The sequence below is a fragment of the Nocardia sp. X0981 genome, from assembly GCF_977089955.1.
Genome location: NZ_OZ372435.1, coordinates 4,623,958 through 4,649,513 on the forward strand (window position 1 = coordinate 4,623,958; position 25,556 = coordinate 4,649,513).

A 25,556-nucleotide genomic window follows, 5' to 3' on the forward strand; every position below is an offset into this window, starting at 1 on the left:
TACATCCGGGGTAAGGGAAATCCGGCCGCCCGTGGTGCGTTATCGGTCATTGCGCGAGAAAACGCCGCAGACGGGCACTTCGGGTTCGGCGCGTCGACGAGCCGAACACCGCTCCGACTTGCGGGGCGGATGGCAGGTATGCATAAACTGTGCCCCACAAGGTGTTATAGCTTTTTGCTCTTCCACGTGTCCGGCGGCGGGGCGTATGGACACGGCTTCGATCTGGATGAAGTGCGTACACGGGCAGTTCCGAGCATGTGCAGGGGGCGTGGTTCTGCTGTGCTCCGGTGCCTCCGAGTCTGAGCGAGAGGGTACGGGATGAACCTCGAGTCGGCCGCGGCCGTCGACAACGATCTGGAGCTGATACCGCTGTCACGGGCGCAGTACAGCATGTGGCTGGCGGAGAATGTGCCCGGCAGGCCGGCTGTCAACATCGCCCACTATATCGAGATCGACGGTGCGATAGACGTCGATGTCTTCACCGAGGCGGTGAATATCGCCGGGGAGGAGATCGAATCGCTGACAGTGCGGGTCGTCGAATCCGAGGGCCGCCCTTACCAATTCGTCGACCACAGCATCACCTATACCGAATCGGTGCTCGATCTGCGGTCCGCGGACGACCCGTTCGCGGCGGCGATGGACTGGATGCGCCGCGATTACAGCACCAGAGCGGTGGACCTCGCCCGGGACCGGCTCACCGCGATGCGGCTCATCCGGATCGGCGACGAACATTACCTCTGGTACGCGCGCGCACACCACCTCGTGATCGACGGTTACGGCGCGTTCAACGTCATGACCCGGATGACCGAGCACTACAACGCGATCCTCGAGAACAGACAGCCGCCACCGTTGGGGGCGGCGAGCCTGCGCGAAATCGCCGAAGCGGAACACGCTTATCGCACCGGGCCCCGGTTCGAATCCGACCGGGCATACTGGCTCGGCCGGGTCGCCGGCCTCCCGTCGCCGCCGAGCCTGTCGGGACGCAGCGCCCGTTGGAGCACTGCCGACCGTATTGCCGGTCGGCAACTTCCGCCCCGATTGTCCGGGCTGCTCGAACGTTTCGCCGAGAACCTGGGTGCCTCACCGGCGCAGGTCGTCGTCGCCGCGTTCGCGGCCTTCCTCGCCCGGATGACCGGTACCGACGATGTGGTGCTGTCCATGCCGGTGAGCGGCCGGGTGACCCACCGGTTGCGCAAAACCGCCGCGATGCTGGCGAATATGGTGCCGATCCGCTTCACCCTCACCCCGGAGACCACCGTGGAGGAGCTGGTCCGGGCATCGGTGACCGAACTCGTCGCGGCGATCCGGCACCAGCTCTACCGGTTCGAGGATCTGCGCCGGGAGGTACCCGGCACCGATACGGCGGCGAACTCGTTCGGGCCGGTGGTCAATATCCTGTTCTTCGAATCCGAGATCCGGCTCGGCTCGGCGGTCGGCCGTTACCGGGCGCTCACTTCGGGGGCACTCGACGATCTGCAACTGAATCTCTACCGGCCCGGAGCCGATGGCCCGCTGCTCCTCGAACTGCACGGCAACGCGAATCTGTACGGTCAGGACGAACTCGAGTTGCACACCGGCCGTTTCGTGGACTTCCTGTGGCGGCTGATGGAATCACCCCTCGACACACCGGTGGCCGATCTCCCGCTCGTCGATTCCGCCGAGGAACGGCGGATCGTGGGCGACCTCGCCGGCCGGGACGGTACGCGTTCCGACGCGACCCTGGTCGACCTGCTCGCCCGGCAAGTGACGGCCACACCGTCCGCCGTGGCCGTCGGGGACGGCACGACCACGCTCCGCTACCGCGAGCTGGACGAACGGTCGAACCGGCTGGCCCGCGCGCTCGTGGCGCGCGGGGCGGGGCCGGAAACCCTGGTGGCCATCGCGATGCCCCGGGACACCGATCTGCTCGTCGCCGCGCTGGCGGTCCTGAAAGCGGGAGCCGGTTATCTGCCGTTGGACACCGCGCATCCCGCCGACCGGCTGGCCTATGTGCTCGACGATGCCGGTCCGGTCCTGGTGCTGACGAAACGCGAGGTACACGAGCAGCTCCCGCCCGGTCCGGCCTCCGTGGTGCTGTTCGACGAGCTCGACACCGATGCCGGCGAGACCTCCGCGGCCCCGCTCACCGATGCCGATCGGCTCCGCCCCCTGCGTCCCGGCAACCTCGCCTATGTCATCTACACCTCCGGATCGACGGGCCGGCCGAAAGGTGTGCCGATCGACCACCGCGCCGTCGTGACCTATCTGGTGAACGCCTGCGCCGAAATCGGTGTCCGGCAGGGAGATGTATGGACGTTGTTCCATTCGTTCGCCTTCGACTACTCGGTATGGGAGATCTTCGGCGCATTGGTCTCCGGCGGGCGGGTGGTGGTCGTGGACGGGCCGACCACGCGCTCGCCGGATGAGGTGGTGCGGCTGGCTGCCCGGGAGAAGGTGACGATCTTCAATCAGACCCCCTCGGCTTTCCAGCAGTTCACGGCGGCTCGGGAAAGATACGCGACAGCGGGGGAGCCCGAGGGGGAACTCGCGCTGCGCACGGTCGTTCTGTCGGGTGAACGGCTGGATCCGGCGGGACTCGGCGAATGGTACGAACGCAGCCCGCGGTCGCCGGTCCTGGTCAACAGCTACGGGATCACCGAAACCACGGTCTTCGTCACCTACCTGCCCTTGACGCCGGCGCACGCGGTACCGGGCGCGCCGAGCGCGATCGGGACCGCCCTGCCGGGGCTGCGCACATACGTCCTGGACGGACGGCTGCGTCCGGCGCCCCTGGGTGCCTGGGGTGAGGTGTACGTATCGGGTGCTCAGCTTTCCCGCGGGTATCTCGGTCGTCCGGGATTGAGCGCGGCACGTTTCGTCGCCGACCCGTTCGGCGCACCGGGTGAGCGACTCTACCGCAGCGGTGATGTGGCCCGCCGGAACCACCGCGGCGAACTGGAATACCGGGGCCGGGCCGACCAGCAGGTCCAGTTGCGCGGATTCCGGATCGAACTCGACGAGATACGCACTGTGCTGCTCGCCGATCCCACGGTGGCGGCGGCGGTTGTCGTGGTACATCGCCCGGATACCGAAGCGGCCCGGCTGGTCGCCTATGTGGTGGCCGCCGGTACGGTCACCGTCGACCGGTTGCGCGCGCATGTGGCGGCCGTGCTGCCGGAGTACATGGTTCCGGCGAGCATCATGGTGCTGCCCGAACTGCCGCTGACCGTGAACGGCAAGGTCGACCACCGCGCGCTGCCCGAACCGGTGTTCGATTCCGCCGCGGCCTATGTGGCGCCGAGTACGGCGGTGGAGGAGACGATCGCCGATGTGTTCGCCGAGGTGCTGGGTATCGAACGGGCCGGTGTCCTGGACAATTTCTTCGAACTGGGCGGTAATTCGCTCAGCGCGACCAGCGCCGCCGTCCGGATCGCGGAGCTGACCCGGTGTGAGGTGTCGGTGCGCGATCTGTTCGGTAAGCCGACGGTCGCCGAACTCGCCGCGCATATCGCGGCCGCGCCCCGGTCCGGGCGGCTCGCCCTGCATGCCCGGCCCCGGCCCGAGCACGTACCGCTGGCCCCGGCGCAGAACCGCATGTGGCTGATCAACCAGGTCGATCCGGCCTCGGCCGCCTACAACATTCCGCTGGTCGTGCAGGTGACCGGGCGCCTCGATCTCGCCGCCCTGCGGGCCGCGCTCACCGATGTGATCGACCGGCACGAGGCCCTGCGCACCGTATACCCCGCCGTGGCGGGGGTGGGGACACAGGTCGTGCTGCCGGCCGGGGAGGTCGTCGCCGCGCTGGACCTCACCCCCGAGACGGCCGATCCCGGAGATTTCGGGCGACGTATCGGCGAATTGGCCTCGCTCGGTTTCGATGTGACCGTACGGCCGCCGGTCCGCAGCGCGCTGCTGGCCTCCGGGGATCGACGCCGGCACGTCTTGGTGGTGGTCCTGCACCATATCTGCTGCGACGGCGCTTCGCTGCGCCCCCTGGCCGCCGATCTCGCGGGCGCCTACGAGGCGCGGGCCCAGGACAAGACTCCGGATTGGCAGCCGCTGCGGGTGCAATACGCGGATTACAGCAGCTGGCATCGTGACGTGCTGGGCGACGAGAACGATCCGCACTCGCTCGCCGCGCGCCAGCTGACCTACTGGACGGCGCAGCTGGCAGGCAAACCGCCCCTGCTGGAACTGCCCGCCGACCATGCGCGCCCGGCCCGGCGCTCCATGCGCGGTGCCCGAGCGGAGACCGTGATCCCGGCCGGCGTCTTCGCCGGAATCGAACGGCTGGCCCGGGCCGCGAACGTCACCACCTTCATGGTCGTCCATGCCGCCCTGGCGGTGCTGCTCGCGCGGCTCTCGGGCTCGCCGGACATCACCATCGGGACTCCGGTGGCGGGCCGCGGTGAGCAGGCGCTGGAACCGCTGGTCGGTATGTTTGTCAATACGGTGCCGCTGCGGACCGAGGTGCGCGCCGAGGAGACCTTCGCGTCCTTCCTGACCCGCGTCGGCGATATCGACGTGGACGCCTTCGCCAACAGCGATCTCCCTTACGAACGTCTCGTGGAGGAGATCGACCCGCAGCGGTCGACCGCGTACGCACCGCTGTGCCAGGTGTATCTCGCCTTCGAGAACATGGACCGCCCGCGGCTGGAGCTGTCCGGATCGACCGTGGAGATCCTCGATGCGGGTCCGCAGCCGGCGAAGGTGGACCTCATCGTGACCGTTGCGGAGAACACCGCCGGTGACGGCGATATCCCCCTGCGGATCGACTATGCGACGGATCTGTTCGAGCGCGGCACTGCCGAAGAACTGGCCGCGCGGCTGAACCGGGTGTTCGCGGCGGTCGTGGCCGATCCCCGGGCCCGTATCGGTGCGGTGGACCTGCTCTCGGAGGCGGAGCGGGCCGGACTGGTACCGGCCACCGGCGGTCCCGCCGAAACACCGCGTGTTCTGGCCGAGGTGCTGGCGGTGCGGGATCCCGCGGCGGTGGCGGTCGTTTCGCAGGACCGCACCATGTCCTACGGCGAGCTGGCGTCCCGGTCGAACCGGATAGCGCGTGAGCTGATCGGTCTGGGAATCGGTCCGGGTGATCATGTGGCTCTCGTGATGGCGCGTTCAGCCGATTTCGTGGTGGGAATGCGGGCGGTGATCGAAACCGGTGCGGCCTTCGTTCCGGTGGATCCGCGGAATCCGGCCGAACGGGTGGCGCTGATGCTCGTCGACGCCGGAGTGCGAGTGGCCCTGACGGTGGGCGCGGCGCGGCATCTGCTTCCGGGGTCGGTGCGGGCGCTGGTGCTCGGCGAACCGGAGACCGAGACCGTGATCGCCGCGCATCCGGCGGCGGCGGTGACGAACGCGGAGCGGCTGCGCCCGTGTCGTATCCGGGACACGGCCTATGTGCTCTACACCTCCGGTTCCACCGGCACCCCGAAAGGTGTTGCCGTCACCCACGAGGGCCTGGCGAATTTCGCCGCCGAACAACATGACCGTTACCGGGTGGAGCCGGCCGCGCGGGTGCTGCAACTGGCGGCGCCGGGATTCGACGCCGTCGTCCTGGAATTGCTGATGGCTCATGCCAACGGCGCGGCACTGGTGATATCGCCGCCGGAGGTCTTCGCCGGCCCCGAGCTGGCCGAATTGATCCGTACCCAGCGGGTCACGCATGCGTTCGTGACCCCCAGTGTGCTGGCCACGATATCGCCGGACGGACTGGATTCACTGCGCGTTCTGGTGGCCGGCGGCGAGGCGGTACCGGCGGAGATCGTGGCCGAGTGGGCACCCGGCCGGGAACTGTTCAACGGATACGGTCCCACCGAGACCACGATCATGGTCGCGATCAGCGACCCGTTGCGAGCAGGCGAGCGTGTCACGATCGGTGGCCCCATCCGCGGTGTCGAAGCCGTGGTACTCGACGGTGGGCTGCGGCCGGTGCCGATCGGGGTGACAGGACAGCTGTACGTATCCGGGGTGCAGCTGGCCCGCGGCTACCTCGACCGCCCGGGCGCCACGGCGACCACATTCGTGGCCGCGCCGTACGGTCCGCCCGGTACCCGCATGTACCGGACCGGGGACCTGGCGCGCTGGACCCATGAGCGCACTCTCGAATACGCCGGACGCACCGATTTCCAGGTCAAGGTCCGGGGCCAGCGCATCGAACTGGGCGAAATCGAAACCGTCCTCGCCGGGCACCCGCGGATAACGGTCGCCCTGGCCGTGGGTGTGGCCACCGCGCACGGTACGCGCCTGGCCGCCTATGTCGTACCGGACGCGGCCGGTATCGATCCCGCGGAACTGTCGGCGTACGCGGCGGAGCGACTGCCGGCGCATATGGTTCCGGAAGCGGTGGTCGTGCTCGATGCGCTGCCGCTGTCACCGGTCGGCAAGGTCGACCGCGCCGCGCTGCCCGCGCCGGTGTTCGGCACTTCGGGTACGGCATTCGTGGCACCGCGGGACGCGGCCGAGCGCACCGTTGCCGATGTGTACGCCGCCGTGCTCGGTCTCGAACGGGTGGGCGCCTTCGACAATTTCTTCGAACTGGGCGGTAATTCGTTGTCGGCCACCCGGGCCGTGACGCAACTGGGTGCCGCGTTCGAAGCCGATATGGCGCTGCGGACGATCTTCGACGCGCCGACCGTCGCGGAGCTGGCCGAACATCTGCGGTCCAGCGAATCCGTCGCGCGGGAACCGCTGGTGGCACAGCAGCGTCCGGATCGTATCCCGCTGTCACCCGCGCAGACCCGTATGTGGTTCCTCAACCGGTTCGACACCGATTCGGCGTTGTACAACATCCCACTGGTCCTCCACCTTTCGGGCGACCTCGATGTGGCCGCCCTGCAGGCGACGGTCGCCGATCTCCTCGACCGGCACGAAACGCTGCGGACACGCTATCCGGACAGCGACAGCGGACCGTATCAGCTGATCGTTCCGGTGGAGTCGGCGCTGCCCGTGCTGGAACCGGTGCCGGTCGCGGCGGCGGAGGTCGAGGACCGTATCGCCGCCGAGATCACCGCCGGTTTCGACGTCACCCGTGTGGTGCCGTTGCGGATCACCCTGCTGCGCAGCGCGCCGGATGAACACGTACTCGTTCTCGTCGTCCACCACATCAGCTTCGACGGATCCTCGCTGGCGCCATTCGCCGCCGACCTGATGACCGCCTACGAGGCCCGCTCCCGCGGCCGTGCGCCGCAGTGGGCGCCGCTGCCCGTGCAGTACGCGGATTACACGCTGTGGCAGCGGAAACTGCTCGGTACCGACGACGAGCCGGGTAGCCCGACGGTGGCGCAGACCGAATACTGGCGTTCGGCGCTGGCCGGTCTGCCCGAAGTGCTGGACCTGCCCACCGACCGGCCGCGCCCGGCGCAACAAACCTTCCGGGGCGCGACCGTCTCCACGACAGTGCCGGCCGATCTCCATCGCGCGGTGGCCGAGCTGGCCCGAGCCCATGACACCACCGTCTTCATGGTGATGCACGCCGCGTATGCCGTGCTGCTGGCGCGGTTGTCGGGGACCGGTGATATCGCCGTCGGGACGCCGATCGCCGGCCGCGGTGAGCCGGGCCTCACCGGCCTCGTCGGCATGTTCGTCAATACGCTCGTACTGCGGACCCGCGTCGAATCCGGCGCCTCGTTCACCGGAATCCTCGAACAGGTCCGGGCTGCGGATCTGGCCGCTTTCGACAACGCCGATATCCCGTTCGAACGTCTCGTGGAAGTGCTCAACCCCCCGCGTTCGACCGCCCACGCTCCGCTGACACAGGTGGGGTTCTCGTTCCAGAACATCGAGATACCGACGATACGTTTCGACGGTCTGACGGCAACGGCGCGAATGGCCGATCCGAGTGTGGCCAAATTCGATCTGCATCTCGGTCTCGTCGATACACCGGTGCGCGACGGGGAGCCGGGCGGTATGGCGGTCGAATTCGGCTACGCCACCGATCTGTTCGACGAATCGTCGATAGTCGCGATCTTCGACCGTTATCTGCGGCTGCTGCGGGCCGTGGTCGCCGATCCCACCGGAACCGTCGGCGATATCGACCTGCTGACCGAAGCCGAGCGACGCGCCTTGGCCGCCTGTTCGAGCGGGCCGGTCACCCGGCCCGCGCCGGCCACGGTCGCCGACCTGTTCGCCGCGCAGGTGCGCGCCACGCCGGACAACACGGCCCTGATCGACGCCGAGAGCGGCGAACGGATCACCTACCGCGAATTCGGGGCGCGGGTGAACCGCCTGGCGCGCGCGCTGATCGGCCGGGGGGTCGGCCCGGGAGCCGTGGTCGCCGTGTCGATGCACCGGAGTGTGGATCTGTTGACGGCGCTCTACGCTGTGCACGCCGCCGGTGCCGCTTATCTGCCCGTGGACCCGGATCATCCGGCGGAACGGGTGCGCTCGGTTCTCACCGGCGCCCGGGCCGCGGCGGTGCTCACCCGGCGCGGGGACGAGACGAACCTGCCCGGCGACGTATCGGTATGGCCGGTCACCGAACTCGCCGCGGAACATACGGGCACCGCCGTGGTGACCGACGCCGACCGGATCCGTCCGTTGCGTCCGCAGGACCTGGCCTATGTCCTCTACACCTCCGGATCCACGGGGGTGCCGAAGGGGGTGGCCGTTCCCCATGCCGCGGTGGTGAATCAACTCTGCTGGATGCGGGACCACTACGGTCTCGACGCTTCCGATGTGCTGCTGTGGCGCACCCCGGTGACCTTCGATCTCTCCGTCTGGGAGCTGTTCTCCGCCGCCACGTGCGGTGCGGCTCTGGTGGTCGCCGGCCCCGAAGCGCATCGCGATCCCGCGGCGGTGGCCCGGCTGATAGCCGTACACGGGGTCACCACGGTGGATTTCGTGCCCTCCCTCCTGACCGAGTTCCTCGCTGTCGCCCACGACGACTACGCGGATCTGCGCCGCGTGCTGTGCATCGGTGAGGCGCTCCCGGTCGAAACCGTCCGGCGGTTCCGCGAGTTCGGCACCGCGCGTATCGATAATCTCTACGGTCCGACGGAGGCCGCGGTCAGTGTTACCGCTCACCACGTCGAATCGGTGACGGGTACCGCGGTGCCGATCGGTGTGCCCGAGGCGAATGTGCTGGTCCGCGTGCTGGATGCGCGGTTGCGCCCGGTCCCGCCCGGGGTGACCGGCGAACTGTACCTGGGCGGTGTCCAGCTGGCCCGCGGATATCACGAACGCCCCGTTCCGACCGCCGCGGCATTCGTCGCCGACCCGCTCGGCGCGTGCGGCGACCGGTTGTACCGCACCGGCGATCTGGTGCGCTGGGATTCCGCCGGCTGTCTGCGCTACGTCGGCCGGGCCGATACCCAGGTGAAAATCCGTGGTCTGCGGGTGGAACTCGGTGATATCGAGGCCGCGCTGGTGGCGCATGAGCAGGTGGACGCCGCTGTGGTGCAGGTGCGCACCGACGGCGGCGAACAGCGCCTGGTGGCCTATGTGGTCGCCGCGGTGGCACCGGACAGCAGGCAGATCCGCGGTTTCCTGCTGGAACGGCTGCCCGCCTATATGGTTCCGTCCGCGGTGATCCGGATCGATTCGATCCCGCTCACCGCGAACGGCAAGGTCGATCACCGGGCGTTGCCGGCACCCGACCCCACCGAGCGCGCGGTCGGATACCGGGCACCGCGGGGACTGTTCGAACAGACGGTGGCCACGGTCTTCGGTGAACTGCTCGAGCTGCCGGATATAGGCGCGGACGACGATTTCTTCGAACTCGGCGGTAATTCACTGCTGGCCACCCGAGCCCTGAGCCGGATCGGCGATATTCTCGACGTCACCATCGCGGTGCGCGTGATCTTCGAGGCGCCCACGGTCGCCGACCTCGCCGAACGGATCATACGGTTGCGTGCGGCACCGGGACTTTCCGCGCCGGCGCCGCGCCGGCGCCCCGAATATCTCCCGCTGTCCCCGGCGCAGGCCCGGATGTGGTTCCTGAACCAGTTCGAACCGGATTCGCCCGGTTATGTCGTGCCGCTGGCACTCCGGCTCGAAGGTGCTCTCGATCCGACGGCCCTCACCGCGGCCGTCGAGGATGTGCTCGAGCGGCACGAGAGCCTGCGCACCATGTATCCGGCCGTCGACGGTGCGCCGGTCCAAGTGGTGCTTCCGGCCCGCGATCTCGTCACGAACTGGAACCTCACCCCGGAGCCGATCGGCGAGAGCGAGCTGCCGCGCCGCCTGTCGGAGCTCTTCGACCGTGGCTTCGACGTATCCCGGGGTGTGCCGGTACGCGGCGGTCTGTATCAGCTGTCGGACGAGGCCTGGGTGATCGCGCTGGCCGTGCACCACATCAGCTGCGACGGTTTTTCGGTGGCTCCGCTGGCCGCCGACCTCGTCGCCGCCTATCGCGCCCGTTCCCACGGGGCTCGGCCGGAGTGGGAACCACTGGCACTGCAGTTCGCCGACTACGCGATATGGCAGCGGGAGGTGCTCGGATCGGCGGCGGATCCGGATTCCCTCGCCGGCCGTGAACTCGCCTATTGGCGCGCACAGCTCGCGGGGATACCCGATGTGCTCGAGCTGCCCACCGATCGGCCCCGGCGCTCCGAGCGCAGCCGGCGCGCCGGGGTCGTCCGGATCGCTGTTCCGGGAGAGCTGCACAGCCGGCTGCAGACCCTGGCTCGCCGGGCCGGTGTCACGACCTTCATGGTGGCGCACACCGCGCTCGCGATACTGCTGGCGCGGTTGTCCGGCAGCGACGACGTCACCATCGGGGTGCCGCACGCGGGCCGCGGCCACCGGTCGCTCGACGGTCTCGTCGGGATGTTCGTGAACACCCTGGTGATGCGGACCCGGGTGACCCCGCAACGGAGCTTCCGGGAGGTGCTCGAGCAGGTACGACGCACCGATATCGCGGCCTTCGATCATGCGACGGTGCCGTTCGAGCAGCTGGTGGAAGCGCTCCAGCCGACCCGGTCCACCGCCTATACGCCGTTGTTCCAGGTGATGCTCGCGTACCAGAACATGGACCGGGCCCGTATCGAACTCCCCGGGCTCACCGTCGAGAACCTCGACCCCGACGACAGCGCCGCGATCTACGACCTGCTGCTCATGATGACCGAGGATTACGGCACCCACAACGAGCCGGTCGGTATGGCGGTGCGCCTCACCTATGCGCGCGACCTCTTCGACGAGGATTCGGTTCGGCGTTTCGCCGGACAGTTCGTGCGTGTCCTCGACGCCGCCGCGACCGATATCGACTCGGCGGTCGGCGCGGTCGAGCTGCTGGACGCCGCGGACCGGCAGCTGATGCTCGACCGGTGGAACGGCTGCGCGCGTCCCGCCGCCGCGGGCCGCACCCTGGCCGATCTCTTCGCCGAGCAGGTCGCGCGTACCCCGGACGCGCCGGCGCTGCGCCATCCGGACGGTACGGTGTGGACCTATCGGGAATTCCACGGCCGGGTCGCCCGGCTCGCCCGTCGGCTCGTCGCGCTCGGCGCCGGACCGGACACCCTTGTGGCGGTGGCGATCCGTCGTTCCGCCGATCTGGTCGTCGCCCTGTACGCGGTGGTCGAGGCCGGGGCCGCCTTCCTGCCGATCGACCCGGACCACCCGGCCGCGCGGATCGCCCGGGTACTCGATACGGCCCGGCCGCTGCTGGTCCTCACCACCACGGCGGACGGCGGGAACCTGCCCGCGCGGTGCCGATCCGAGCGGATCGACCGGAGGGATCCGGCGGACGAGGGCGATACACCGGTCGGGGATACGCGGCGCCGCGCGCCGCTGCGGCCGGACAACCTCGCCTACGTCCTGTTCACCTCCGGATCGACCGGCACTCCGAAGGGCGTCGCGCTCACCCATGCCGCGACCGTGAGCCAATTGGCGTGGGCACAGCGGCAGTGGCCGCACGATGCCTCCGATACGGTGCTGTTCAAAACACCCATCACCTTCGATATCGCGATATGGGAACTGTTCTGGCCCCTGCAAACCGGTGCGCAGATCGTCATCGCCGAACCGGACGGGCATCGTGACCCGCAGTATCTGGCCCGGGTGCTGGCCGGTCACCGGATCAGCACGGTCCACTTCGTTCCGTCGATGCTGGACGTGCTTCTCGAGACCACCCGGACCCCGCTGCCGTCGCTGCGCCGGATATTCGTCGCCGGTGAGGCCCTGGCCCAGCGGACCGTCGCCGCCGCCGCACCCGTATTCGCGAACGCCGAAGTGGTCAACTGGTACGGGCCCGCCGAAGCGGAGGTGGTCACGGCCCATCGGTGTTCACCGGAAGCGACCACCCGTGCCACGGTTGCGATCGGGACACCGGTTACGGGGATGCGTGTCTACGTCCTGGACTCCCGGCTGCGTCCCGTACCGCTCGGTGTGACCGGTGAACTGTATGTCTCCGGTGTTCAGCTGGCCCGCGGATACCACGGGCGCCCCGGCCTCACCTGCTCGGCTTTCGTCGCGCATCCGTTCGGCGAGCCGGGCGAGCGGTTGTATCGCACCGGCGATCTGGTCCGGTGGACCAAGGCCGGGCACCTCGAATTCCTGGGCCGCGGCGATTTCCAGGTGAAGGTCCGTGGGCAGCGGGTGGAGCCGGGCGATATCGAAGCGGCGCTGTGCGCGCTGCCGGAGATATCCCGGTCCGTCGTGCTCGTGACGGCGGGCCGGATCGTCGCCTATGTGACCCCGGCTCCCGAGGAGACCGTGGCGGGCCGCGTGATCCGGAAGCGTCTCACCCGCAGCCTGCCGTCGTATCTGGTACCCGACACCGTTCAGGTGCTGGAGTCCATACCGCTCACCGCCAACGGCAAAGTGGACCGGGCCGCGCTGCCCGCGCCCGTATACGAGGACGAGACGGAATTCGTCGCGCCCCGCACCGAGCGCGAGACCGTACTGGCGGAGGTGGTCGCCGGTATCACCGGCGCCGAGCAGGTGAGTGTGACGGCCGACCTCTTCGAAATCGGAGTCGATTCACTGTCGGCCGCCCGGATCGCGGCGCGGGCCGAAGCGGCTCTCGGGGTGGAGATCGGTATCCGCGATATCTTCGAGGAGCCGACCGTCGCCGGATTGGCCGAGCGCGTCGCCGACCGGTCGGCTTCCGCATCGCTTCCCCTGGCACCACGGTCACGCCCGGCCGCGATCCCGTTGGCGGCGGCGCAACGGCGGATGTGGTTCCTCAACCAGTACGACACCGAGTCGGCGGCCTACAACATCTGTTTCGCCGCCCGGTTGACCGGAGCGCTGGACACCGCGGCGCTGCGGGCGGCGTTCCGGGATGTCCTGGTGCGGCACGAACCGTTGCGGACCGTGTACCCGGCGCTCGACGGGGAACCGCATCAGGTCGTACGGGACGCCGCCGCGCTGCGGGACGATCTGCTGCCGGCCCCGGAACCGGTGGCCGACGAGGCCGAACTGGCCGAGCGGATCCGGCGGACCGCCGAGGCCGGTTTCGATGTCGCGGGCGCGGCACCCGTGCGGGCCCGGCTGTACCGCACCGGAGCCGATGAGCATGTCCTCGTGCTGGTGGTGCACCATATCGCCGCCGACGGTGCCTCGATGCCCGTACTGGCTCGCGATGTGTTCACCGCCTATACGGCCCGGGCGCGGCGGCGGTCACCGCGGTGGGAGCCTCTGGAGGTCCAGTACGCCGACTACGCGCTCTGGCAACGGGAGCTGCTCGGCGCGGAGGACGATCCGGCCTCGTTGATCTCGCGCCAGATCGCCTACTGGACCCGTGTTCTCGGCGACGCGCCCGAACTGCTCGGCCTGCCGACCGACCGGCCACGGCCCGCCGTCGTCTCGTCGGCCGGGGACAGTATCGGTTTCGGTATACCGCCGCGGCTGCACGATGCCGTCGTCCGGTTGGCGCATGACGAAGGCGTCACCGTTTTCGTGGTCCTGCACGCGGCGCTGGCGATCCTGCTGGCGCGTACCGCGCACAGTGACGACATCTCGGTCGGCACCCCCGTCGCCGGCCGCGGCCGGCGGGCGCTGGACGATCTGGTCGGCATGTTCGTGAACACCGTGGTGCTGCGCACCCGGATCGACGAGAACCGCTCGTTCCGGGAGCTGCTCGCCGCGGTACGCCGGGTCGACCTCGAGGCCCTCGCGCACGCCGATGTCCCCTACGAACGGCTGGTCGATGTCCTCGACCGCACCCGGTCGACGGCGTACACGCCGCTCTACCAGGTGATGTTCGGACTGCAGACCATGGCCGGGGCACGGTTCGAGCTGCCGGGTATCGGCGTGGAGCCGCTCGATCCCGGCCTCGCCCAGGCCAAAACCGATCTGACGGTGGTGCTGAGCGAGCGGTTCGACGCGCGGCGGCCCGCCGGTATCGATGGTGAGATCGTCTACGCGACCGATCTGTTCGATACCTCGACCGCGGCGGCGTTCGCCGAGCGGTACCTGCGTGTTCTCGAAGCGGTCACCACGGACCCGGGCGCGGCGGTCGGTGCCGTCGACCTGCTCGGCACCGCGGAAGCCGGACAGCTGGTACCGGCTCGTGGTGACGATCCCGCACCGGCGTGCCTGCTGCCGGATCTGCTGGCCGCTGCCGTGGCCGCGCATCCCGCCGAGACCGCGCTCATCGGGGAGTCCGGCACTATCTGTTACGCCGAGCTCGACCGGCGTTCGGACCGGCTGGCCGCCCACCTGCTCGACCGCGGGGCCGGACCGGGGGTGTACCTGGCGCTGGCCGTGCCGCGATCGGTCGACTATCAGATCGCCATGTGGGCGATCGCGAAGACCGGTGCCACCTTCGTCCCCGTGGACCTGCGCTATCCCCGGGAGCGGATCGCGCATATGCTCGCCGATTCCGCGGTAGCGTTCGGTATCGCGGTCGAGGCCGCGCTGCCGTCGCTGCCGGACGGTATCCCGTGGCTGGTACTCGACGATCCGCGGTGCGCGGCCGAGATCGCCGCGCGGCCCGGCCGCCTCGGTGCGGCCGCGGAACCGCGGCGTGCCCGCGTACAGGACGCGGCGTACGTCATCTACACCTCCGGCTCGACCGGGAAGCCGAAGGGTGTGGTGGTCACGCATGCGGGACTGGCGAGTTTCGCCGCCGCGCAGCGGGTGCGTTATCGCGTCGATTCGTCGTCGCGGGTACTGCATGTGGCGTCGCCGGCCTTCGATGCCGTGCTGCTGGAGGCCTTGATGGCGTGTGCGGCGGGGGCGTCCCTGGTGATCTCGCCGCCGGAGGTCTACGGTGGCGCCGAGCTCGCGCGGCTGATCCGGGATCATCGGGTGACGCACGCGTTCCTCACCCCGAGCGTGCTGGCGACGGTATCGCCCGCCGATCTGGCATCGGTGCGGGTACTGGCCGTGGGCGGGGAGATGGTTCCGGCCGAGCTGGTGGCGGCCTGGGCCCCCGGGCGGCAGTTGCACAATATCTACGGCCCGACCGAGACGACGATCGTGATCACGATGAGCGAACCGGTCGCCGCCGACGGCCCGATCGATATCGGTGGCCCCATCCGCGGTGCGCAGGCCCTCGTACTGGACGCGCGGCTGCGGCCGGTGCCGGTGGGGGTGGCCGGGGAGCTGTACCTGGCCGGCCCGGCTCTGGCCCGCGGGTACCTGAACCGCCCGGGGCCGACGGCGGGTGCGTTCGTCGCCGGTCCCTACGGTGCGCCGGGCACGCGGATGTATCGCACCGGCGATATCGTGCGCTGGACACCGCGGCACACACTGGAATACCTCGGCCGCGCCGATTTCCAGGTGAAGATCCGGGGCCAGCGCATCGAACTCGGCGAAATCGATGCCGCGCTGGTCGCGCTGCCGGAAGTGGCATCCGCTGTCACGGTGAGTCGCCGGGGCCCCGGTGACCGTCCCGTGCTGGCGGCCTACATCGTGTGTGAAGACGGCGCGGTCGTGGCACCGGGCACGGTGCTCGAGCGGCTCGGCGCGGTGCTGCCCGCCCATATGGTGCCCGCGACGATCACGGTGCTCGATCGGATGCCGCTCTCCTCCACCGGCAAGGTGGACCGGAAAGCGCTGCCGGAACCCGGCCCCGCCGCGGTGGATACCGCCGCGGTGGCCCCCGCCACCGAGCTGGAGCGGACCGTCGCCGCGGCCTTCGCCGACGTTCTCGGGGTGTCCTCGGTGGATGTGACCACCTCGTTCTTCGCGCTGGGCGGCGATTCCATCATGTCGATCCAGCTCGCCTCCCGGCTGAAATCCGCGGGTATCGTCGTGCGGGCCCGCGATATCTTCGAACGTAAAACCGTGCGCGCGCTGGCGCAGGTGGCCGAGGCCGCGACAGCGGTGACACTCGACGAACTGCCCGGCGGCGGAGTGGGCGGTATCCCGGCCACCCCGATCGTGAGCTGGTTCCGCGAGTGGATCGGCACCGCGGACCGGTTCGCGCAATCGATGCTGGTGCGGTTGCCCGGCGACGCCCGCGCCGCCGATGCGGTCGCCACCGTGCAGGCCGTCCTGGACCGGCACGAGATGCTGCGCGCCCGGATGCACGACGGGTGCCTGTGGGTACCACCGGTGGGTGCGGTCGACGCGGCGGACTCGGTCCTCGTCCGTACTTTCCGAGCGGAGGAGCGACCCGGTACCGAGCGCTTCACCGCCGTGGTGGAAGCGGCCCTGAGCGCGGCCGCCGAGCGCCTCGATCCGGCGGAGGGCCGGATGCTGCAGGTGGTGTGCCTGCTGCCGGAGGCCGGTGCCGCGGCCGAAGGCCGTGCCCTCGTCGTGATCCACCATCTGGTCGTCGACGGTGTCTCGTGGCGTATTCTGCTGCCCGATTTCGCCACCGCGTGGCAGCAGATCACTCGGGGGCAGGCCGTCGAATTGCCCGCGCCGGGCACCTCCATGCGCCGGTGGGCGCGGGCCCTGACCGATGCCGCGGCGGAGCGCGCCGGTGAATCCGGCCTGTGGCAGCGGATGAGCGAGGCCCCCGACCCGTTGCTCGGACGCGGGGTGCTCGACCCGGCCGTCGATACCCAGTCGACGGTGCGGTATCTGACGCTGTCGTTCCCGGCCGAGGTGACCGCGGCGCTGCTGGACGCGGTACCCGCGGCCGTGCGCGGAAATACCGACGATGCCCTGCTCGCGGGACTCGCCGTCGCCCTGACTCGTTGGCGCAGCCGCCGCGGCAGTTCGTACGCGGGTCTGAAGGTGCTGCTGGAGGGCCATGGGCGGGAGGAGCAGATAGCTCCGGGGGCGGACCTCTCCCGGACCGTGGGCTGGTTCACCAGTACCTATCCCGTCGCCCTGGACCTGACCGGAGTGAACCACCACGACCCGCGTGCGGCGGTGAAATCGGTGAAGGACCAGTTGCGCGATATTCCCGACAAAGGAATCGGCTACGGCCTGCTGCGTTACCTGAGCCCCGGTACCCGGGACCGGCTCGCGGCGGCGCCGGAGCCGCAGATCAGTTTCAACAATCTCGGCCGGGCGGGTGTCGATCTCACCGCGCTGCCGGAGCTCGCCTGGGTGCCCACCGGCGAAGAGTTCGACCGGCATACCGCGTTCGACCCGGATATGCCCGCGGCGGCGGTGCTCACGATCGATGTGCATATCGCCGATACCGCCGCGGGGCCCGTCCTGAACGCGCGGCTCGGCTATGCCTCGCGTCTGCTCGATTCCGCAGATGTCACCGAACTCGCCGACACCTGGGCCGAGGCCCTGCGCGAGATCGCCGGCCACGGCGGTCACGACTGGGGGTTGTCGCGGTCGGATGTTCCACTGGTCGCGGTCACCCAGGCCGATCTGGACGTCTTCGCCGACCGGTACGGGCCGCTGATCGATGTATGGCCACCGGCGCCCCTGCAGGCGGGATTGCTGTTCCACGCCGAACTCGCCGCGGGGGAACTCGATGTCTATACGGCCCAGTCGGTACTGACCCTGACGGGTACGGTCGACGCGGCCCGCTTCGAACATGCCGCGCGGGCTCTGCTCGGCCGGTACCCCAACCTGCGGGCCGCTTTCGTGCGGACCGCCGCCGGGGTGCCCGCGCAGGTCGTGCCCGCCGCGACCCCGGTGCGGTGGCGCAGCGTCGACCTGTCCGGCCGTCCGGCGGAAGTGGACCGGCTGATCGAAACCGAACGGTCCGCGGTGTTCGATCCCGCCGATCCACCGCTGCTGCGTTTCCTGCTCGTCGAGACCGGGCCGCGGGAGTTCCGGCTGGTGCTGACCGCGCACCACCTGCTGCTGGACGGCTGGTCGCTGCCGCTGCTGTGCCGGGAACTCATCGGCTTGTACGCGGTGGAGGAACGGATCGAGCTGCTCCCGCCCGCGCCGTCGTACCGCGACTATCTGGAATGGCTCGACCGGCAGGATCACGATGCCGGTATGCGGGTGTGGCAGGAAGCCCTGGGCGATATCACCGAACCCACCCTGATCACCGATCCGCATACCGCGGCCGTCGCCGATCTGCCGGTCGATCTGCCGATCGTGCTCGACCGCGCCACCACGGAACAACTGGTGGATTTCGTCCGCGCACAGGGGGTCACCCTGGCTACCGTCGTGCAGTTCGCCTGGGCGGTGGTGCTGGGCAATTTCCTCGGCGTGCCGCGGGTGGTCTTCGGCAGTACGGTATCCGGCCGGCCCGCCGAACTGGCGAACGTGGAATCGATGATCGGCCTGTTCATCAATACGATCCCGGTAGCGGTCGAGGTCGGCTCCGACCGGACGGTCGGCGAGGTACTGCACCGGCTCCACGCGGACAACACCCGGCTGCTCGAACACCACTACCTGGAGCTCTCGCAGATCCTGGCGGCCGTGCACAGCCCCCAGCTCTTCGACACCCTGGTCGTATTCGAGTCCTACCCGGTGGACAGCAGCGGTCTCGGTGAGGCCGATATCGACGGGATGCGGGTGGTCTCGGCCGAAGGCCGTGACGCCGCGCACTACCCGCTCACGGTGCAGGCACATCATGCCGGTGAGCTGCATGTGCGGGTCCGCTACCAGTCGGCCCGGATCCCGGATGGGACGGCCGCCGGGCTGGCGTCCCGTCTGGAAACGGTACTGCGCGCCGTCGTCACCGATCCGCATACGCGGCTCGGCGCGCTCGACCTGCTGAGCGCGGACGAACGGTCGGCACTGGTGCCCGCGACGGGCGGTGCCGCCGTGCCCCCGTGCTCGATGGCGGATCTGCTGGCGGCGGGCACGGCCGTCGACCCCACGGCCGCGGCGCTGATCGCGGAGGAGCATGTCCTGTCCTACGCGCAGCTGGATGCCTGGACGAACCAGATGGCGCGGCAATTGATCGAATGGGGCGTGGGGCCCGGCGATCACATCGCGCTGGCCATGGTCCGCTCGGCGGAATTCGTGGCCGCCCTGTGGGCGGTGACCAAAACCGGTGCCGCGTTCGTCCCCATCGATTCCCGCAACCCCGCGGAACGAATCGCGCTGATGGTGGCGGACGCCGAGGTGCGGTACGCGATCACGACCGAACAGACCCGGACACTGCTGCCGGGAACGGTCCGGCAGCTGGTGCTCGACGAGCCGGGTGTCCGGGAGTCGATCGCCGCCCGCGCGACGGAACCACTGACCGATGCGCAGCGGGTACGGACCCCCCATATCCGCGATGCCGCCTACATCCTGTACACCTCCGGCTCCACCGGAACACCCAAGGGAGTGGTGGTAACCCACGAGGGGCTGGCCAATTTCGCGGCCGAGCAGCGCGACCGGTTCGCGGTGGATCGCACGGCCCGGATCATGCAGGCCTCGGCTCCCGGGTTCGACGTCGTGGTGCTCGATGTGCTGCTGGCCCATACGAACGGCGCGGTACTGGTGCTGTCGCCCCCGGATGTCTTCGCCGGTGCGGAATTAGCGGAATTCATACGCCGACAGCGGATTTCGCACGGATTCGTCACACCCAGCGTGCTGGCCACGATATCGCCCGAGGGGCTGGATTCACTGCGGGTGCTGGCTGCCGGCGGTGAGGCGGTGACAGCGGCCACGGTGGCGGCGTGGGCGCCGGGACGGCGGCTGCTGAACGGCTACGGCCCCACCGAGACCACCATTCTGGTCTGTACGAGCGAACCACTGGTTCCCGGTGACCCCGTGACGATCGGGGCGCCGGCCCGAGGCGTCGAGGCACTCGTCCTGGATCCGTGGCTGCGGCCGGTGCCCACCGGTGTGGTGGGGGAGCTGTATCTCGCGGGTGTCCAGCTCGGGCGGGGATATCTGAACCGGCCGGCGACGACTTCGGGTTCCTTCGTGGCGAATCCGTTCGGGGCGGCAGGCGCGCGGATGTACCGCACCGGAGATCTGGTGCGCTGGACCTCCGCACGTACCCTGGAATACCTCGGCCGCCGCGACTTCCAGGTCAAGATCCGCGGGCAACGGATCGAACTCGGCGAGATGGAAAGCGTGCTGGCCGGATACCCCGGCGTCGAGCGCGCGGTGGTGATCCTGTGCAAGGACGAGCACGGCACCGACCGGCTCGCCGCCTATCTCGCGGGTGACCCCGGTATCGATACCGATGCGGTCCGGGCGGCGGCTCGCAACCGGCTGCCCGCGCATATGGTGCCCGAAGTGGTCACGGTGCTCCCCGAACTGCCGCTCACCACCTCGGGCAAGCTGAATCGACTCGCTCTTCCCGCCCCGCGCTTCGATTCGGGCCGGGAACAGGTGGTTCCGCGAACCGAGGCCGAACGGCGGGTGGCGGAAGTCTTCGCACACGTGCTGGGTATCGAGTCGGTGGGCGCGACGGACAATTTCTTCGACCTCGGCGGCAATTCGCTGTCGGCGACCCGGGTGGCCGCGCAGTTGAGCACGGCGACCGGTGCCCGGGTCGGGGTGCGGGATCTGTTCGAGGCGGCGACGGTCGCCGATCTCGCGGCGAACCTGCCCGGCCTCGGACGCGACGGCCGGGCCCCACTGGTACCGCGCCCTCGGCCCGCGCTCATCCCGCTGTCCCCGGCCCAGCAGCGCATGTGGTTCCTCAACCAGTTCGACATCTCGGTGGGCGCGTACAACATTCCGCTGGTGATCCGGTTGCGCGGCGAACTGGATCTCGATGCGCTGCGGCGCGCCTGCGAGCTGGTGATCGAGCGGCACGAGTCGCTGCGCACCAAGTTCCCGACCACCGACGGTACCCCGCATCAGGTCGCTGTCCCGGCCGCGCAGGTCGTCCCGGCGCTGGTCCCGCTCCCGGTGGACGAACACCAGTTGATGGAACGGGCCCTGGCCGCGGTCTCGCAGGGCTTCGATGTGACCCAGGCACCGCCGTTGCACGCCGAATTGTTCCGCCTCGGTGACCGCGACCATGTGCTGCTGCTCACCGTGCACCACATCTGCGCCGACGGACAGTCGATGCTGCCACTGGCCCGCGATGTGGCGGTGGCATACCAGGCGAGCAAACAGGGCGTGGCACCGGATTGGCCGGAACTGTCCGTGCAGTACGCGGATTACGCGCTGTGGCAGCGAGAGGTACTCGGCGAGGAGAGCGACCCCGATTCGCTGGTCTCCCGGCAGCTGCGCTTCTGGAAGCAGGCCCTCGCCGGCCTGCCCGAACTGCTCGAGCTGCCCACCGACCGGCCCCGGCCCCCGGTGGCCTCTCTGCACGGCCGTGCCGTGGAGTTCGAACTGCCCGCCGTATTGCACGCGCGGCTCGACGCGGCGGCGCGGGCGGCGGGGGCGACGACCTTCATGGTGCTGCACGCCGGGTTGGCGGTCCTGTTGTCCCGGCTCTCCGGGATGAGCGATATCGCGGTGGGCACACCGGTGGCCGGCCGCGGTGCGCGGGAACTCGACGATCTGATCGGTATGTTCGTCAATACGCTGGTGCTGCGGTCGCATATCTCGCCACGGCAGACGTTCGCCGAACTGCTCGCCACCACCCGGGAGACGGATCTGGCCGCCTTCGGGCACGCCGATGTGCCCTTCGAGCAGGTGGTGGAGGCGCTGAATCCGCCGCGGTCCACCGCGCATCTGCCGCTCTACCAGGTGACACTGGACGTCCAGGACCTGAGCGCGGCCGCGTTGCGGCTGCCGGATCTGGTGGTGGAACCGATCGAGAACGGTTTCGACCAGGCGCAGGCCGATCTGAATATGAAACTGTCCCAGCGGTTCGACGAGAACGGGCGCCCGGACGGCATGGTGGGACGGCTGACGTACGCCACGGATCTGTTCACCGAAGAGACGGCGACCCGATTCGCGCGGGCGTATGTGCGCATTCTCGAAGAAGCGGCGGCCGACCGGGATGTGGTCGTCGGCGATATCGACCTCGTCGACCCGCAGCAGCGGCGCGCGCTGCTGGCGGCGGCGGGGCACGACGGTGCGGAGATCGCGGAGACGACGCTGGCGGAACTGTTCGCCGCCCGGGTCGCGGCTCGCCCGGACGCGGTGGCGGTGACAGACGGGGTGTCGACGCTGACCTATGCCGAGCTGGATCGACGGGCCGCCGGGATAGCGGCACGGTTGTCCGAGCACGGGGTCGGACCGGAAACCCTGGTCGCCGTGGCGCTTTCGCGTTCGGTGGATCTGGTCGCCGGTCTGCTCGCGGTGGTGCGCACCGGCGCCGGCTATCTGCCGCTGGATGTGACCTACCCGCCGCAGCGGCTGCGGTTCGTGCTGGCCGACGCCCGTCCGGCGGCGGTACTCGCCTCGGCGCGGACGGCCGCGGCGATACCCGGATCCGATGCCCCGGTGGTCCTCGTCGAGGACTGCGCGGCGGCGGTTCCCGGTGATCCGGCCACCTCCGCCCCGGCCGCGCGGCCCGGCAATATCGCCTACGTGATCTACACCTCGGGGTCCACGGGCCGGCCCAAGGGGGTGGCGGTGAGCCATCGCGAAGCGGTCACCCTGTTCGGGAACGTTTTCGGACGCTTCGACTTCGGCCCCGACGACGTGTGGACCATGTTCCACTCCTACGCCTTCGATTTCGCGGTATGGGAGATGTGGGGCGCGCTGCTGTCGGGTGGGCGGTTGGTCGTGGTCGACTACGACGTCTCCCGCTCACCGGAGGAGTTCGTCGACCTGGTCGCCCGGGAGCGGGTGACGGTATTGAGCCAGACACCGTCGGCCTTCTACGGTTTCGTAGCGGCAGAACGCGACCGCCGCGAAAGCGGCGGTGGGGGCGGCGCACTCGCGCTGCGCTACGTCGTCTTCGGTGGCGAGGCGTTGGATGCCACCCGGCTGGCCGGCTGGTTCGGTACCCATGAACCGGGTTCACCGCGCCTGATCAACATGTACGGGATCACCGAGACCACCGTGCACGTGACCTTCGGCGAGATCACCGGAGCGCAGGCCGGCGGAATCGGGGCGCCGCTGCCCGGTATGCGGGTCTATGTGCTCGACGAGCGGCTGCGGCCGGTTCCTCTCGGTGTCACCGGGGAGATCTACGTGGCCGGTGGTCAACTCTCCCGGGGCTACCTGGGAGCACCGGAACTGACGGCGGCCCGGTTCGTGGCGAACCCGTTCGCCCCGGACGGCGCCCGGCTGTACCGGTCGGGGGATCTCGGGCGCTGGCGCCGGAGCGAGCACGGTCTCGAACTGCTCTACGCCGGCCGTGCCGATGCCCAGATCCAATTGCGCGGGTATCGCATCGAACTGGGTGAGGTCGAGTCGGCATTGCTCCGCCATCCGGGTGTGTCGCAGGCTGCCGCGGCGGTGCGTCCGCACGAGCGGGGTGTCGATCAGCTGATCGGGTATGTGGTGGCCGCCGACGGGCAGAGCCCGGATCCCGCCGCGGTCCGGGCGGCGGCGGCCGAGGTACTGACGGGCTATATGGTGCCCTCGGCCGTCGTGGTCGTGCCGGAGTTGCCACTGACGGTCAACGGCAAACTCGACCGGCAGGCGTTGCCCGCCCCGGATCGCGGTGCGGCCGACAGCGAGTACATCGCGCCCCGTACCGAAACGGAAAAAGCGATCAGCGATGTCTACGCCCAGGTACTGGGAGTAGCCCGGGTCGGGATCTCGGACGGTTTCTTCGACCTGGGTGGCAATTCGCTGCTGGCCACCATGGTGGCGACCGAACTGCGGAAACGTGGGGTGACGATCGCTCTGCCGTGGATGTTCGACGATGCCACACCGCGGGCGCTGGCACGCCGGGCCGACGAGGCGGAGGGCGGCTCCGGTCTGCAGGTCCTGCTGCCGCTGCGTACGAGCGGAAAACGCGCGCCGGTCTTCTGTGTGCATCCCGCGGGCGGACTGGCCTGGTCCTACGGGGGGCTCATCGAACATCTGCACCAGGAACGGCCGATATACGGGCTGCAGGATCCCTACGTAGTGGCCGGTGAGCCGCGTGCGGAATCGGTGGACCGGCTGGCCGAACGCTACGCGGCCGAGATCCGCCGGGTACAGCCGGACGGGCCCTACCATCTGCTCGGCTGGTCGCTGGGCGGGCAGATCGCGCATGCGGTAGCGGTGCGGCTGCAACGGGCCGGTGGCGAAGTCGCCATGCTGGCCATGCTGGACAGCGGGGTCGGCGCGTCCGGGGACACGGTCGCGGCGGAGGATACCGACGACCGTAGGCCGGGAGAGCTGGTGGCCGACCTGCTCGGAGGCTGGCGCGAACTCTTCGACCTCGGCGACGAGGTGCGTGCCGACACCCCTGAACAGGCGTGGGCGGTCGTCCGGGAACAGGTGATCGGTACCGCGTTGTTCACCGCCGAGCAGGTGGACCGGGTGATGACGAGCTTCGAGACCGCCGGTGATATCTCCGACCGCTACCGGCCGGAGATCTTCGACGGCGATCTCGTCTTCTTCACCGCCGGAAAGGACCATCCCGACCCCGATGCGCTGGTGCGGGCGTGGCGTCCCTACGTGACCGGCGAAATCCACAACACGGTCGTCGACGCACGCCACCTCGAATTGAGTCATCCGGAAGCGCTGGCGGTCGTCGGTCCGGTGATCGAAAGGTTCGCGAAGGAATGCTGAATGCTCTGCACAAGCTCAGGCTCGACGACGGCCGGACGGTCGCATGCCCGAGCCCCGCCGAGGCCCGGTTCCTGTGGGGCGAAATAACCTCGCCGTCGGGTGTGTACCGTGCGGCGGCGGCGGGACTGCGGCGTGGGGACACCGTGCTCGATATCGGTGCGAACATCGGGCTCGGCGCGATCCTGTTCGCCGACAGGTGTCCCGGGATCAGTGTGATCGCCGCGGAACCGGTTCCGGTGACCTATCAGTGCCTGGAACGTAATCTGGCCGCTTTCGTGCCCCGGGCGCTACCCTTGCGGGTCGCCGTCGGCGCCGAGTCCGGTGTCATGCCGCTCACCTGGTATCCGCAGGCGCCGGCCAATTCCGGTCTCTATGCCGATCGCGATCAGGACGACGAGGCCACCCGGACGTTCCTGCGCAACAGCGGCCTGGACGAGGAGGCGATCGCCCTCATCACCGCCGATCTGCACCTCGGTGAGCAGATCGAGGTGGAACTCACCACGGTCTCGGCGATCCTGGCCGAACACGCCCCCGAGACCGAGATCGGGTTGCTGAAAATCGATGTCGAGCGGGCGGAAATGGATGTGCTGTGCGGTATCGCCGAGGCCGACTGGTCCCGCATCCGCGCCGTGGTGGCGGAGGTCCACGACAGTGCGGGCCGGGTGGCGCGGGTCCGGGAGTTGCTGAGCGGCCACGGGCTGGCCGTGCGATGTCGCCAGGACCCGAGTCTGGCCGGTACCGATCTCTACGAGGTGTATGCCGCCAGGCCGGCGTGAGTGAGGCCGGGGTGC

General features: G+C 69.4%; 2 protein-coding genes. Both read left to right on the forward strand.

What is annotated here, in order from left to right; all coding sequences use genetic code 11:
• Positions 1 to 318: 318 nt before the first annotated feature.
• Positions 319 to 24,765, forward strand: coding sequence for a non-ribosomal peptide synthetase (locus ACYR7D_RS20350; protein ID WP_459546121.1), 24,447 nt, complete (start codon positions 319 to 321; stop codon positions 24,763 to 24,765).
• A complete protein-coding gene (locus ACYR7D_RS20355) occupies positions 24,759 to 25,541 on the forward strand; it encodes an FkbM family methyltransferase (protein ID WP_459546122.1) in 783 nt (260 codons plus the stop codon). The genes ACYR7D_RS20350 and ACYR7D_RS20355 overlap by 7 nt, the downstream gene beginning before the upstream one ends.
• The last annotated feature ends 15 nt before the right edge of the window (positions 25,542 to 25,556 follow it).